At 43.8% G+C, this 14,173-nt stretch carries 14 protein-coding genes; 1 reads left to right on the forward strand and 13 read right to left on the reverse strand.

The features are described 5' to 3' along the window. Positions 1–128 precede the first annotated feature (128 nt). Both OIM03_06880 and OIM03_06885 read right to left on the reverse strand, forming a co-directional pair. Entirely contained in the window at positions 129–431 is a 303-nt protein-coding gene (locus tag OIM03_06880) for a hypothetical protein (GenBank protein HJI73999.1), read from the reverse strand. A 2-nt stretch (positions 432–433) separates the two neighbouring features. Continuing rightward, a complete protein-coding gene (locus OIM03_06885; protein ID HJI74000.1) occupies positions 434–1,129 on the reverse strand; it encodes an MBL fold metallo-hydrolase in 696 nt (231 codons plus the stop codon). 214 nt (positions 1,130–1,343) lie between these two features. Between OIM03_06885 and OIM03_06890 the strand changes: the two genes are divergently transcribed. After that, positions 1,344–1,604, forward strand: coding sequence for an N-acetyltransferase (locus OIM03_06890; protein HJI74001.1), 261 nt, complete (start codon positions 1,344–1,346; stop codon positions 1,602–1,604). Positions 1,605–1,775: 171 nt separating this feature from the next. Here the strand turns inward: OIM03_06890 and OIM03_06895 are convergent, their stop codons facing one another. Genes OIM03_06895 through OIM03_06945 form a run of 11 tightly spaced genes read right to left on the reverse strand, consistent with a single transcriptional unit; the run spans position 1,776 to position 14,097 of the window. Continuing rightward, positions 1,776–3,212: a glycosyl hydrolase family 18 protein gene (locus tag OIM03_06895; GenBank protein ID HJI74002.1), complete on the reverse strand. Its 1,437-nt coding sequence runs from the start codon at positions 3,210–3,212 to the stop codon at positions 1,776–1,778. Positions 3,213–3,223: 11 nt separating this feature from the next. Next, positions 3,224–4,405 carry a hypothetical protein gene (locus OIM03_06900; protein ID HJI74003.1) on the reverse strand — a complete coding sequence of 394 codons (1,182 nt, stop codon included), beginning with the start codon at positions 4,403–4,405 and terminating at the stop codon, positions 3,224–3,226. Positions 4,406–4,444: 39 nt separating this feature from the next. Further along, positions 4,445–5,098: a ComF family protein gene (locus OIM03_06905; GenBank protein ID HJI74004.1), complete on the reverse strand. Its 654-nt coding sequence runs from the start codon at positions 5,096–5,098 to the stop codon at positions 4,445–4,447. Continuing rightward, a complete protein-coding gene (locus tag OIM03_06910) occupies positions 5,091–7,223 on the reverse strand; it encodes an ATP-dependent RecD-like DNA helicase (protein ID HJI74005.1) in 2,133 nt (710 codons plus the stop codon). Before OIM03_06910 ends, OIM03_06905 begins: the two co-directional genes overlap by 8 nt. Continuing rightward, complete coding sequence (locus OIM03_06915; protein HJI74006.1) at positions 7,216–7,512, reverse strand: chorismate mutase; 297 nt, start codon at positions 7,510–7,512, stop codon at positions 7,216–7,218. Before OIM03_06915 ends, OIM03_06910 begins: the two co-directional genes overlap by 8 nt. A 33-nt stretch (positions 7,513–7,545) precedes the next feature. Then, complete coding sequence (locus OIM03_06920) at positions 7,546–9,270, reverse strand: proline--tRNA ligase (GenBank protein HJI74007.1); 1,725 nt, start codon at positions 9,268–9,270, stop codon at positions 7,546–7,548. Further along, positions 9,271–10,341, reverse strand: a complete 1,071-nt coding sequence (gene ispG / locus OIM03_06925) for a flavodoxin-dependent (E)-4-hydroxy-3-methylbut-2-enyl-diphosphate synthase (GenBank protein HJI74008.1) — start codon at positions 10,339–10,341, stop codon at positions 9,271–9,273. It abuts the gene before it with no gap. Between the two features lie 17 nt (positions 10,342–10,358). Continuing rightward, positions 10,359–11,381, reverse strand: coding sequence for a M50 family metallopeptidase (locus tag OIM03_06930; GenBank protein ID HJI74009.1), 1,023 nt, complete (start codon positions 11,379–11,381; stop codon positions 10,359–10,361). Beyond that, complete coding sequence (locus OIM03_06935) at positions 11,375–12,535, reverse strand: 1-deoxy-D-xylulose-5-phosphate reductoisomerase (protein HJI74010.1); 1,161 nt, start codon at positions 12,533–12,535, stop codon at positions 11,375–11,377. The genes OIM03_06930 and OIM03_06935 overlap by 7 nt, the downstream gene beginning before the upstream one ends. 27 nt (positions 12,536–12,562) lie before the next feature. Then, entirely contained in the window at positions 12,563–13,375 is an 813-nt protein-coding gene (locus OIM03_06940; protein ID HJI74011.1) for a phosphatidate cytidylyltransferase, read from the reverse strand. After that, a complete protein-coding gene (locus OIM03_06945; protein ID HJI74012.1) occupies positions 13,375–14,097 on the reverse strand; it encodes an isoprenyl transferase in 723 nt (240 codons plus the stop codon). The genes OIM03_06940 and OIM03_06945 overlap by 1 nt, the downstream gene beginning before the upstream one ends. Positions 14,098–14,173 lie beyond the last annotated feature (76 nt).

The raw sequence follows: 14,173 nt of genomic DNA on the forward strand, positions 1-14,173 counted from the left end.
TAATTCTAAATTCTTTAGTTTTCATTGTCAAGGCGAGCATCTGTAAACACCGCTGTTTTACGGGCAGTTCTCCCCCCAAAAATACCTTACCGTATTTGAAACATATGGCATCCTAAGCGCTTTTCCCCTCAGTCTCCTCTTCCACCTCCAAGAAGTGACCAGAGCAGAAGCGCGCCAAAAGCCACCCAGGACATAAAATAACTCATTATGCCTAAATCTGTCAGGATATTGATTACGGTCAGCCCCAGCATAAAGAGCATATTCTCCCTCATATTCAGGAGTGGATCCCTTTTAAACAGGAAGTAAGACGATACAAGTACTCCGCAATTTACAATTAAAACTGCCGGAAGATAAAACATAAGAGGAACAAGCTGAAGAATATAGCTCCCGAAGAGCATGATGCACATCACATAAATCCATGTAGATGCCATATTTATTCCTCCCTGAACATATCTCCGTCCTTTTGAGGTATCCATATTTTCTGATCGGGAAAGAGCCATCTGGATTCATAGGATGGTGCCCAGACATTTCCAAAAGCATGCATGGGAATGAGCAAACCGGACTCTACCTTGGTCAGGAACTTTTTAACGCCCCACTCCCTTGCCACCTGGAGTCTTGCATCCACCGGGAACATGGCGATATCCACTTTTTCCCCGGACAGTTTTTCCAATTCTGCAAAATAATTATTTCTGGCATCCAGATTGGCAGCATCAGAGTCGCCTGCCCAATGCCACCAGTTTAAATCACCGGCATGGAAGATGGTGATTCCATGACAATTGATCAGGAACGATCCGCCGGCATCCGTCGAACCGTACATTTTAACGGTGAAATCCTCATTCGAATAAGAATCTCCCACTTCCATCAGATGCATCTTCCCTGCATCCCTCAAATGGAGATCACAATCCCTATGCAGGATGTATCCATCAGCATATTCCTCAAACCGTCTGATGGATGGATTGAAATGATCCCCATGGAAGTGACTGACAAAGAAGTAAATTTTATTTCTGCCATCTGTAATCATTTTTTCCAAATGTTGCAAGGGATCCTTATAATAGTCAAAAACGAGAACTATGTCGTCGATTTTTAAGATGAATCCGCTGTGATTCAGAAAATAAATATCTGCGGGCATATGAATCTCCTTTCGCGGATGTAAAAACAGCCATAGTTACACATCCGGCAAAATAAATTGAATATCTTCTATTAATTATAAAATTTCAATAAATCTATGTAATTACTGTATTTATCTAGTATAATAATTATAGCATAGTCTAATTCTCATTAGCGAGAACCATCGATATATTTTAATTTCAAACTTTGGTTTATAACGACAGGAGGTTCATAATATGGTAGTCATTCATGATATGCAGGAACATCGTTTTAAAATAGAGGATCCAAAAGGTTTATGCTATTTGGAATACTCTGAGGACGGAAATAATCAGTTTACCGTTCTTCATACTATAGTTCCCGATGAACTTTCCGGCCGGGGACTGGCTGCCCAGCTGGCTCAGGCATTTTATGACTGGATCAGAAGCAACAACTATTCAATGAAATCAGAATGCACCTACATGGATGCTTGGCTCAAACGCAAAAAGATAGAAATCTGATATTCAGGGATTCTTCTTTGGTTTCCTTTTTAGAACTATGTCATTGAAAGGAATAATATGTTTTACAAATTCATTGACCGCTAATGGGAGCTCCTATATTCTTCTTAAATGTATTACTTGAGATATACCACAATGAAAAAAACACCGGGCTGGTTTTTGCCCGGTGTTTTTTTACTGTTCCTGCATTTCCTGCAGTTTCTGTTTTTTCTCTGCCAAATAGTCATGCAGGGAGAAATTATCAATATCAATTTTGCCGTTTTTCTTTTGATTCTCTTTTACATTCAAAAGTTCAGAGAATGTATTTTCAGCTTCAAAGCCATACCGCCAGAATGCTGTACCGCCAAGTCCGTACTTGCCAATCAGGCTCATTTTATCTTCAAGTGATTTTGCATCTTCAAACCACGTTTTATAGGCAGTTCCTTTTTCCTTCCAGGAGGAAGTATACTGCTTCTCTTCGTCATTCCATACAGGCCTTAATTTATGCCGGTTTATGAACTGGTCTGTGTATTTCAGGGTCAGCACCCTTGATTTCCATCTGCCAGATTCATTAACCCAGACTCTCGTATAAAGCGGAAGCCCCAGAATCATTTTTTCGCCCGGTACGCTCTTTTTCAAAACCTTGATGCTGTCATCAAGCCATGAATAAGAAGCTACAGATCCGGGAACTGTACTGTTTCCAGGCGTCTCGTCATAACCCATAATGACTAAATAATCTGCCGCCTTTGCAAGATTCTCCCTGTCATAGCACAAGCTCCATGTAGGAGACCATTCATTGTACACAGTAACATCTACTGTAACCATTTTCCCCTGCTCATGCATAGCGCCGGAAAGCTTCTTGATAAAGTCAGTATAGAGGTTCTTGTCCTCCTGCTTCATATTTTCAAAATCAATATTATATCCGCCCAGATCATATACCTCGGAAATCGCATCTATGCGGGAAATCAGTTTATCCTGCATTTTGGAATCATGCATAAAGGCAGATGTTCCGGGAATATCAAAATCGTTATGGATCAAAGGCAGTATATTGAATCCATTATCCTTTATTCCCTTCAAATACACCAGATCGGGAACAAAATCGTTTAGAGAAACATCTTTATAAGATCCCCAGGTCGGTGAAATTATGATTGCGTTGTCTTTACCTGCGTCTTTTACACTGCTGCCGCTGAATTCATGATCCGGATCCCATATGATGACCTGCTGCGGCTTCTTTCCTTCTTCCTTATTTCTGGAATCACGGCTTTCCTTTTTCAGCGTGATTTTCTTGTGTTTTTCATCATACTTATAAGTGATTCCAGACTGCCCGGCAAAGTATCCAAAATCGACATATGGTTTGCCCGAAATTACCTTGGATGGAATCCGGACGGATTCCTGCCTGCCTGCACCTGATTTCAGCTTGACGTATATTTTATTTTTTTCTTCTGAAACATCCCACTTCTTCCCGAGTTCAAACGTATTAGGAGAAGCGTATAATACGCCTTCATTAAGCAGTACTGTTACATTTTTGGCTCCGCTGACTTTTATTTTCGCATTCGGGTCATCAGCCCATGAATGAACCGGCAGCATCAGAAGAAGCATGCCTGCCGCTAATACCTTCAGACTTAAATTCACCTTGGTCCCCTTTATTGATAATAACGCATGACAAATTCACGAACTAATTGAACCACATTTGGCGTCTTGAAAATGTCTTCAAACTGCTTTGCCGAACTTAATTCGATTTCCTTGTCATATAAGAATTTCTCAAATTGTTTCTGGATTTGTTTTATACGGTGCTGATTTTCCCAAAGATCCTCATCTCTGCCAAAAATTTCACGCATGAAGAAATGCATAAGAACCGGCCGGAAATAATATTCCGCAAAGCAGGACTCTATCCAATAATCAAATCTGGTCTTTCTGAATCTTTCTGTTTTCTTAAGGAATTTCAGATAGAATTCAAGCCCTTCTTCAACCCCGGACCAGAAATCACCAAAAGCAATATCATATTCACCGTCTGCCTGATGGTCCGCGTAGTCAAATGCATCTGCCTGTACTATGTGGATTTTTTCTTTATGAGGGAATTGCGGAAGCAGAACAGCATTGAATATTTTGATGATGGAAGGATTCATTTCAACGATGGTGACTGAATCGACTACTTCCTTTTGCGCCGCCATGAATGCATAGTATCCAAGACCTAATCCATATGTGATTACCTTTCCCTTTGCCAGACGGAGAGGCTCTTCCATAGACTCTATTTCACTCATTATGAGGCTCATCCAGACTTCTCCGTTTTCCAGAAGGACCGGGAAATTGACTTTATCATCAAAGAATCCTTCCTCAGCATGCATGAACACATTATCTGAATGCTGTTTATCATGATAAGTCTGGATAAACTCTCCCGGCAGGTAATCATTCATCGTCAAAAGGATATGATCTTTTTCAACGGTAGGAATCCTGATGCACTGGTAATAGGGATTATCCGTGATGACTGACGCAGAAAAGCAATGCGTATGCTCTGATATCATTTGAAACAGCGCGCGCTTGAGTTCCTTTTCGCTTAAGAGTTCAGTGATATCAGAATACGGTTCCAGCTCTTTTTTGTAGAAGCTGAGACGTTCTGTCGCATCATCGATCAAATCAAGGAAGCCGGTTTTCACCGCATCCCTTACGATTTTATCCTTGGACCTGCCTTTAAAGTCCAGATCTTCTACATACAGATGATCCTGCACTTCGCCAAGCATGATTTCTCCTGCAATTTCAGAAATCAGAAACTGCCTCCACAGCCCGCCGGTCAATCTTTCAGCTTCTGGACCTTTAACCAACTTCATATGGCTTTACTCCTTTTACATAAACTATTTGCATTGATTCTATATGGCTCCGCTGGCAATTGTCATTCCGACTACTTTCTCTGCGCCGGCCAGTTTGAGCTCGTGGGCAGCCGCTTCAATGGTAGCGCCGGTTGTATAGACATCATCGACTAAAAGGATCTTCCTGCCTTTCACGTCCATCCCTTTATTGATATGAAAAGCTCCTTTTATATTTTTGTACCTTTCCACGCGTGTAAGGAGCGACTGTGTCTCACCCCTGCGCAGACGTACGAGCCCCTGCGGGATATATTCTTTCCCTGCACCTTCCATCCATTTCTGGAACATTTTATCGACCTGGTTGTATCCTCTTTCCTTCATCTTCCTTGATGCAAGAGGCACCGGGATGACAATCTTAAAGTCTTCCATCCGGTCCCACCAGGGAAATCGGTCAAGCAGGGGCGGAAAGGCTTTTGAAAGCTCCGATTTTCCGTTGTACTTGAGCTGCAGTATGCATTTTCTCATCCCGCTGTGATAATCGCAAAGCGTATAGCAGCCATCTAAATGGTCCGTTACTGATGAATTGATCAGCCTGGGGTTCCAGGTATCATTGATGCAGCTGTCGCACCAGATTGTCTTATAGCTGGTAAGCTTACCGCATCCGGGGCAGCACCAGGGATACGGAAGCTCGGCTGCCATTTCTATAAATCTATTCATGGCTCATCCCTTTGATCAAAGGCAGAAGCAGACTATATCTATGCTGCGTGCGTGTCGAGCTGATTGCCTGGGAAAGTGCGCTTTCCGTCGTCACTAAAATAGTTTTCTTTCTCGCTCTCGTAATTCCGGTATAAAGCAAGTTGCGCTGAAGCATGATTCTCTGCTCCGGAAGCAATGCAAAAATGATGGTATCATATTCGCTTCCCTGGCTCTTATGCACGGTCGATGCATAGGCAAGCTGGAGATCTCCCCATTCGGCGCGGGTGTATTCTATTTCCTTCTCATAATATCGTACAAAAAGTTTCTTCTCATTGACCGCCCAGACAATCCCGACATCTCCGTTGTACACTTTTTTCTCATAATCATTTCTGCGCTGCATGACCTTATCGCCTACCGCAAATGGAAATGGAAGATGATCACTGCCCTGCACCACTTTCTGAATGGATGCGTTCAGATGATCGACTCCGCACGCGCCCTTGTACATGGGAGAAAGCACCTGCATTTTCAGCTTGTTATCTTCATCGGCATAGTGGAACCGCCAGCACAGGGTCATTATTTTTTGGAAAGCATCATCCTCAGAATCCGCATATAAGATCTGGAAATCGCCATTTTCATCCGGGCAGCAGTATTTTCCCTCCCTGATCAGGACAGCATTCTCAATGATCCCGCTTCCTTCCTCCTGGCGGAATATATGGTTCAATCTCACGACTGGTGCCATTTCGCTTGCAATAATTGCCTTAAGAGGATTTCCCGGCCCTACCGGGGGAAGCTGATCCACATCTCCCACAAGAATCAGATGCGTGCCATTTTTTAAAGCGCTCAGCAATGAATGGAATAAGACGACATCCATCATGGATGCTTCATCAACTATAATAATATCCTCAGATAAGGTATCTGACTGATTCTTGTTGAAGTATGCCTCCCCGTTTTCGTGAAGCTCGGCTTCAAGAGCTTTATGAATGGTTTCGGCTTCCCTTCCGCTGGATGAGGACAGCCTTTTTGCCGCGCGTCCGGTCGGCGCCATTAATTTGACCTTGAGGCCGCACTGTTCAGCCGCATATACGATCGCTTTTACAAGTGTCGTCTTTCCTGTTCCGGGGCCTCCGGTAATGACAACCAAACCGAAATCCAGTGATTTTTTTACAGCATCCTTCTGTTCATCTTCCAGAGTGATACCGTTCGATTTCTCAAACCTTTCCAAAGATAAATTAACGGATCTGCCTTCAGGCTCCATATCCAGAAGTTTTCTGATCCTTCTTGCTGAATCTGCTTCTGCTTCATAAAGGAAGGGCAGGTAAAAGTAAGATATGCCTTCATGTATTAGCTCATCAGGTTTATCCATACCCGTAAAATCAGCAGCAATCGTACTTACCGAATCATATGAAAGTCCAAGCATGGCCGCTGCTTCCTGATAGACCTGATCTTTGGGAGCGCAGGAATTTCCCCGGCTGTATTCATACCACAGGGCATTTTTGATGCCATGAGAAATCCTGTCAGCGGACAGTTCGGATACGCCCATTGCCAGAGCGATCTTATCCACGTCCTGGAAATGCATATCCGGTATATCGTGAAGAAGCTGGTATGGATCTTCTTTTAAAATGATATCCAGATCTTCTCCATACAGCGTCTGAAGGTCTGCTGCAAATTTTTCTGAAACATTGACAGACTGCAGGAACAGAATGATATCCTGCAACCCTGCCACCTCATCATAGGCTTCCTTGATTTTCTTCAGACTTTTCGGCCCGATTCCAGGCACATCGAGCAATGCATCGATATTATTTTCAAAGATCTTAAGCGTTTTATCTCCAAAAAAGTCAACGATCTTATCTGCCATAGCCGGACCGATTCCTGCTATGACTCCTGAAGAAAGATACTTTCTGATTTCTTCTGATTTCTCCGGGACAAAGGCCTGCATCTGCTGCGCTTTGAACTGCAACCCAAAACGGGGGTGCTTAAACCAGCACCCCCGCAGCAATACATGTTGACCGATATAGGGTAATTCAGAATTTAAAGAGACAGTAACAGTCTTGCCACTTTCTTTTTCTTCAATGAGAAAAACACAAAAACGGCCGTCTTTACTGGAAAAAATTGTCTTTTTTACAATTCCCTGAATCTCTTCAGTCATCTTTCTCTCCTAGAATCAACTTTTTCTGTATATCTTTACTGATATCCATCAACAACGTGTACCATCTGATAAAATTCTGCTTTTCCGATACATGTTGAAGCAATTCAGAAACTTCCCTTATATTTTTTTCTTCCCGGGCTTCATCAAAAATCGGCTTCTCCGCTTTCAGCTTATAAGCTGCCACTGCCTTTGAGAGGGTAAGTCTTTTGTCAAATAAGCTGACCAGATCCTTATCAATTTCACGAATATTATTCCTCAGATCATTAAGTTCTGACTCATTTAAATCCATAAAATCCCCTCCTCTGCTCGGGCAGTTCAATGCTTACAGATTATTTTCACGCAGGTAATTAAGCAGTTCTTCTACTTTTTCTGCGCAGTTTTCATACGGAACTTCAAATACTTCACCAGTACGGCGGAGCTTGATTTCTACGCATCCGGATTCCTGCCACTTCTTTCCGATAGTGACGCGCAGCGGGTATCCGATCAGATCCGCATCCTTGAATTTGATTCCGGCTCTTTCTGCCCTGTCATCAAATACGATTTCATCATGACTGCCTTCAAGTGCATTATAAAGACCTTCAGCAGCCTTCATTACGTCTTCTGACTTATTATTAGCCGGTACGATAACCACTTCGTAAGGAGCAATGGCTACTGGCCAGATTATACCATTTTCATCATGGTTCTGCTCAATAGAAGCCGCAACAGTACGTGTTACGCCAATGCCATAGCATCCCATGAACATGGGACGGGACTTGCCGTTGTTATCAAGGAATGTCGCATTCAGTTTTTCACTGTACTTTGTTCCAAGCTTGAAAACCTGTCCTACTTCAATGCCCTTGGTCAGTACAATCTTTCCTCCGCAGTGCGGGCAGACATCATCTGCATCAATCTGACGGATCGTATCCACTTTCACATCGCCGAAGTCTCTTGCCGGATTGACATGAATGTAATGTTCATCTTTAACATTGGCGCCGCAGCATGCATCCTGCATTTCCATAACGGAAGCATCGCAGATAATATCAAAGTGCTCAGAGGTTTTTAAACCAATCGGGCTGATATATCCGGCAGTCAGTCCGCATGCCTTGAGGTCTTCATCAGATGCCATGTCTATATTAATTGCATTATAAATGCTCTGCAGGCGTACTTCGTTGACTTCATGATCTCCTCTTACCATAGCAAGAACTACGGTGTCATCCAGTTTATAAACAACTGCTTTTACGGAAGAATTCACAGGCAGATGGAGGTAATTGCATACCATTTCAATTGTATGCTGGCCCGGAGTCTGAACGATTTCTTTTTCTTTATCATTTTTGACGTCCGATGTTAATGTATTAGGCTGGACTGCTTCGATATTGGCTGCAAAATCACAGTCTTTGCAGTAAACAATATCTGCTTCGCCGGAATCTGCCAGAACTTCAAATTCATGAGAAGCATTGCCGCCGATAGCACCGGAGTCTGCAATAACCGGACGGAATTTCAGTCCGCAGCGTGTGAAGATTCTGGTGTAAGCATCATACATCAGCTCATACTGCTTATTCATGCCTTCCTCATCGGCATCAAATGTATAGCCGTCCTTCATAATAAATTCGCGGCTTCTCATAAGACCGAAACGGGGACGTTTTTCATCTCTGTACTTATTCTGAATCTGGTAAACGGATACTGGAAGCTTTTTGTAGGAGTTGGTATCCATCTGGATCAGTGTGGTAACCATTTCTTCATGCGTCGGAGCCAGGCAGTAATCACGTCCATGACGGTCCTTCAATTTGAACATCTCTTCGCCATAAACATTCCAGCGTCCTGTAGCCTGCCAGATTTCTGCCGGCTGAATGATAGGCATTAAGATTTCCTGTGCACCGGTTTTATTGATTTCGGTACGGATGATGTTTTCAATCTTCTGGATTGAGCGGAATGCCAGCGGCAGGTAAGCATAAGTGCCGTTGGCGATTTTTCTCATCATACCTGCCTTAAGCATGTACTTATGGCTCATAACTACGGCGTCAGATGGTAATTCTCTTAATGTAGGACTGTACAGTTTAGATGCTAACATTTAATTTTCCCCTTCGGTTTCAAATTTTTCAATTTCTTCCATAAGCGCATCAATCAATTCATTTTCCGGTACGCTTCTGATGACCTTGCCTTTTCTAAATACCAGGCCGCTTCCTACGCCGCCGGCAATTCCGAAATCAGCTTCTCTGGCTTCTCCCGGGCCGTTGACGGCACATCCCATGACTGCGACTTTAATAGGCTTTTTGAATCTTTTGATCTTTTCTTCCACTTCTTTGGCCATATCGATCAAATTGACCTGTGTACGACCGCAGGTCGGGCAGGAAATGAGAACCGGCCCGTACTGCTGAATTCCGACAGAACTCAATATTTCCTTGGCGGCTCTTACTTCTTTTAGCGGATCATCTGTCAGAGATACGCGTACGGTGTCTCCAATGCCGTCTAAAAGAAGCGATCCGATGCCGATTGCGGATTTGACGGTACCGCGATAAAGGGTTCCTGCTTCTGTGACGCCTAAATGAAGAGGATATTCCACTTTGTCAGCCAGTATCCTGTTCGCTTTGACCATCATCGGAACATCGCTGGATTTTACAGAAATGACGATATCCCTGAAACCTTCCTGCTCAAGGATACGTACATGCGTCAATGCGCCTTCGACCATGCCTTCAGCGGTTGGATGCCCGCCGAATTCGTCAAGTATCTTTTCCAGGAGAGACCCTGCATTGATGCCGACACGGATAGGAATATGGACCTTTTTTGCCATATCGACTACCTTTATGACATTTTCCATTTTCCCAATATTACCGGGATTGATTCTCAGCGCATCAATGCCGGATTCCATTGCCGTAATGGCAAGCCTGTAATCAAAATGGATATCTGCAACAAGAGGTACAGAAACTTTCTCTCTAAGGGCTTTTAAAGCTTCAGCAGCTTTTTTATCCGGAACTGCCACCCGGACAATATCAGCGCCTGATTCATGCAGGGCATTGATCTGCGCTGCGGCATATTCAGTATTTACAGGATTGAATGTGCTCATAGACTGAATGGCAACAGGAGCGCCTCCGCCGATAAGCACGTTTCCCACTTTTACCTGCCGAGTATTTTCATGGGTCATTTAATCACCTGATTCGTTTAAAAATTTGAAACATCATTCGCCAACGCGAAAATAAATATCATCAATATGATGGACAGTCCCAGCGTCTGGATATAGTAGCCGGTCTTTTGTGATACTTTGTGTCCGATGACCGATTCTGCGAGGATCTGGACAAACAGTCCCCCATCCAGGATCGGTATAGGCAGAAGATTCAGTAATCCTATATTCAAACTTAAAACCGCTGTAAACAGGAGAAGTGCACCGAAACCTGCACTGGCAGCCGCACCGGACATTTTTGCAATGCCAATCGGGCCTGCAATGCCTTCCGTGCTGCCGCCGATCATTGCATAAATTCCCTGACCGGTCATTTTCAAGACATTGATGCAGTACTTTGAAGCCATGGACACTGCATCTGACAACGAGGCAGTATGCTTTTCAATGGACGGAGCAATTCCAAGCAGAAGTCTTCCGTCATCACTTCTCTGTAGCATTATATCATATTCTTCAGATTTGCCCGCTCTTGAAACAATGACACGGGCCGCTTCTCCTTCTCCTAAAGCCGAAGTCGAACGGCTTACATCTGTCCACACTTCTACAGGATTTCCATTTACAGATATAATTCTGTCCCCTGCCTGCAGTCCGGCCTGCTCAGCAGGCATACCGGAAATCACATTTCCAATAACAGGACTTCTGGATACGGTACTATATCCGGAGACAAAAATAACACCGGCAAAAATGAAAAATGCCAGTAAAACATTGAATGAAGCGCCTGCCAGAACAACCGCTGACCTGGCCCAGACTGATTTGCTCGAAAATGATTTAGGATTTCCCTGATTATCATCATTCATTCCGGCTATGCGGTTGAAGCCTCCGATAGGAATCGCTCTAAGAGAATATACCGTGTCATGCCATTTTATTTTAGCAATACGCGGACCCATTCCCACCGAGAATTCGTCCACCTGCATTCCCGTCCACTTGGCCAGGATAAAATGGCCGAATTCATGGCAAAGAATAACGACAGTCAGTGCAAAGATAGGCGCAAGAATATAGTGAATCAGCATTTGAACCTCTGGATGGCAGATGCAGAGGCGATTCGTGCATTTTTGTCTGCGCTTATTACATCTTCAATGGAATGAATATCATGAACATCCCAATTGTCCAGAACTTCTTCTACAACGTCGAAAATAGAAAAGAATTTTATTTCACTTCTGATAAAGGCTTTGATTGCTTCTTCATTGGCTGCATTGAAGACAGTGGTCATATCACCGCCTGCCTTGCCAGCCTGATAGGCCAGCTTAAGTGATCTGAACACCTTATAATCCGGCTGCAAAATTTTGATGGCAGATAATTTCTTCCAATCCATGAATTCATGGGAAGGTGTTTCCATGCGTTTCGGATACGTAAATGCGAACTGGATAGGAAGTCTCATATCCGGATTTCCCATCTGCGCGATAATCGATCCGTCGATATACTCTACCATCGAATGAATGATGCTTTGCGGCTGAATGACAACATCGATATCGTCATAATCAACACCAAAAAGCCAATGAGCCTCTATCACTTCCAGCCCTTTGTTAAACATGGTAGCTGAATCAAGCGTAACCTTTTGGCCCATATGCCAGGTAGGATGTTTTAATGCATCAGACAGCGATACATTTTCCAGATCCTCTCTGGTTTTTCCCAGGAAAGGACCCCCGGAAGCTGTCAATATGAGCTTATGAATCTTTTTTATGTCCTGTCCGAGGAGGCACTGGAATATAGCACTATGTTCACTGTCGACAGGTCTGATCAATGTATGGTGCTTTTTCGCTTCTTCTATGACCAGCGCGCCTCCGGCCACCAAAGTTTCCTTATTGGCTAAGGCAATTTCTTTACCCGCACGGATTGCTTCCAGAGTCGGAAGAAGGCCATTGATACCAACGACTGAAACAAGGACCATGTCGACGTCATCTCGTACGGCTGCTTTTTCCAGCGTCCCTTGGCCAATATAGACTTCAGCGCTGCCATTATATAATGACTTGAATTTTTCCCCTGCGTCCTTATCTGTTATTACAATAGCAGAAGGGTTGAATTCATATGCCTGCTTTAGAAGCAGCTCAACATTGACATGAGCAGCCAAAACCTGTGCATGGAAAAGGTCCGGATGGAGTCTGATCACTTCAAGTGCCTGTGTTCCAATAGAACCTGTACTTCCTAAGATTGCTATTTCCTTCATACGGTCTCCCTTATTTAGAAATTCATTTTAATGAGCAAAGAGTATTAATGTGGAGACAAATACGGGGGCTACAAAGAGAATACTGTCGAAACGATCCATCATACCGCCATGCCCCGGCAGAATCTGTCCCGAATCCTTAACGTCACAAGCTCTTTTCATGTAGGATTCAAACAAATCTCCTATCGGTGCCATGACTGAAGCCATCAATGACATGATAAACCCGTAGAAAACATTGTACCCAAAGGCCCATGCAACAATAGTCCCCAGAATGATACATCCGGCAACTCCGCCCAAAAGTCCTTCCACTGTTTTATTCGGGCTGATATGCGGTGCCATTTTATGCCTGCCAAAGCGGCGACCGACGAGATAGGCAAAAGAGTCGCTTGCCCATGTATCAACAAGAGCAAACATGACAAGAAAAATTCCCGGTTCCATCCATAAAGAAGACTGCGTAATCAGATCAGCATTGCGGCGCAGCAGAATGAGCGCGCCAAAGCCTATCCCAAAATAAAATGATCCGAATACTGTATAAATCAATGATGTCATTTTATCCTGGCTGAGCTTCAGAATAGGACAGAGCAAAAGAACCAGGCAAAGCGGAATCATTCCGAGAAAGACCTTCAGTGATCCAAAAGTCGCAGCCCCGATCAGAACCAGCTGTGCGGCTGCAATCAGAGGTACCACCACATGAACATTGATATTTTTCAGCATCTTATTGTATTCATGTACGGCAAGAAGGGCAACAGCCAGAACTGCGCCTGAGAAGAACACTCCTCCCAGCCAAACAAGCAATAATACAGCAATAATCCCGATAACTGCAGTAATAACCCTTACTTTCATCAGGTTTCCTCCGTCAGCCCGCCAAAGCGGCGGTCTCTACCCTCAAACCAGTCAACAGCTTTCTTAAGCTCTTCCTCAGTGAAATCAGGCCATAAAACAGGTGTGAAATAAAGCTCGCTGTAGGAAGCCTGCCAAAGAAGGAAGTTTGATATTCTGTACTCTCCTCCCGTTCTGATGAGCAGGTCGACATCCATTTGATCAGAAGGGTATAACGCACTGGAAACATCTTCTTCCGTAATTTGTTCAGGAAGAAGCTCCCCATTTCTTACCTTTTCGGCTATTGATTTGACAGCATGGACAATTTCCATCCTGCCGCCATAATTGATGGCCACATTCAGTATCAGGCCATCATTTTTGGCTGTATCTTTCTCGCATTCTTCAATTTCCCTTCTCAAAGAATCCGAAAGCACGCTGGTATCTCCTACAATGTGAACCTGTACATTATCATCAATTAATTCGCGCAGCTGGCTGATCAGATAGTTTTTAAAAAGTTTCATGAGAAACCGGACCTCGATAGAAGGCCGTTTCCAGTTTTCTGTCGAAAAAGCATAAAGAGTGAGTATTTTTATTCCCATATTTCCAGCAGAACGGACAATCCTCTTCACATTGGCGGCGCCAATCTGATGTCCATAGGTTCTCTCCCGTCCTCTTTTCTGGGCCCAGCGTCCATTTCCATCCAAAATAATCGCAACGTGTTCTGGAAATGACTTTTTTTCACTCATACAATAACTCCTTATCAATAAAGCTGTAATCGGGCTTTAGCGCTGCAGCAGTACTGATGCTTCATGATTTGTAAAT

It is taken from the genome of Veillonellaceae bacterium, from assembly GCA_025992895.1.
In the GTDB taxonomy this organism is placed as follows: Bacteria; Bacillota; Negativicutes; order Veillonellales; family Dialisteraceae; genus Dialister.

What these genes read in the sequence shown, in the direction of transcription:
- OIM03_06900 (HJI74003.1), bottom strand. Translation starts at nt 4,405, where the DNA reads ATGAAGTTGGTTAAAGGTCCAGAAGCTGAAAGATTGACCGGCGGGCTG.
- OIM03_06905 (HJI74004.1), bottom strand. Translation starts at nt 5,098, where the DNA reads ATGAATAGATTTATAGAAATGGCAGCCGAGCTTCCGTATCCCTGGTGC.
- OIM03_06930 (HJI74009.1), bottom strand. Translation starts at nt 11,381, where the DNA reads ATGCTGATTCACTATATTCTTGCGCCTATCTTTGCACTGACTGTCGTT.
- ispG (HJI74008.1), bottom strand. Translation starts at nt 10,341, where the DNA reads ATGACCCATGAAAATACTCGGCAGGTAAAAGTGGGAAACGTGCTTATC.
- OIM03_06880 (HJI73999.1), bottom strand. Translation starts at nt 431, where the DNA reads ATGGCATCTACATGGATTTATGTGATGTGCATCATGCTCTTCGGGAGC.
- OIM03_06885 (HJI74000.1), bottom strand. Translation starts at nt 1,129, where the DNA reads ATGCCCGCAGATATTTATTTTCTGAATCACAGCGGATTCATCTTAAAA.
- OIM03_06940 (HJI74011.1), bottom strand. Translation starts at nt 13,375, where the DNA reads ATGAAAGTAAGGGTTATTACTGCAGTTATCGGGATTATTGCTGTATTA.
- OIM03_06935 (HJI74010.1), bottom strand. Translation starts at nt 12,535, where the DNA reads ATGAAGGAAATAGCAATCTTAGGAAGTACAGGTTCTATTGGAACACAG.
- OIM03_06920 (HJI74007.1), bottom strand. Translation starts at nt 9,270, where the DNA reads ATGTTAGCATCTAAACTGTACAGTCCTACATTAAGAGAATTACCATCT.
- OIM03_06945 (HJI74012.1), bottom strand. Translation starts at nt 14,097, where the DNA reads ATGAGTGAAAAAAAGTCATTTCCAGAACACGTTGCGATTATTTTGGAT.
- OIM03_06890 (HJI74001.1), top strand. Translation starts at nt 1,344, where the DNA reads ATGGTAGTCATTCATGATATGCAGGAACATCGTTTTAAAATAGAGGAT.
- OIM03_06910 (HJI74005.1), bottom strand. Translation starts at nt 7,223, where the DNA reads ATGACTGAAGAGATTCAGGGAATTGTAAAAAAGACAATTTTTTCCAGT.
- OIM03_06915 (HJI74006.1), bottom strand. Translation starts at nt 7,512, where the DNA reads ATGGATTTAAATGAGTCAGAACTTAATGATCTGAGGAATAATATTCGT.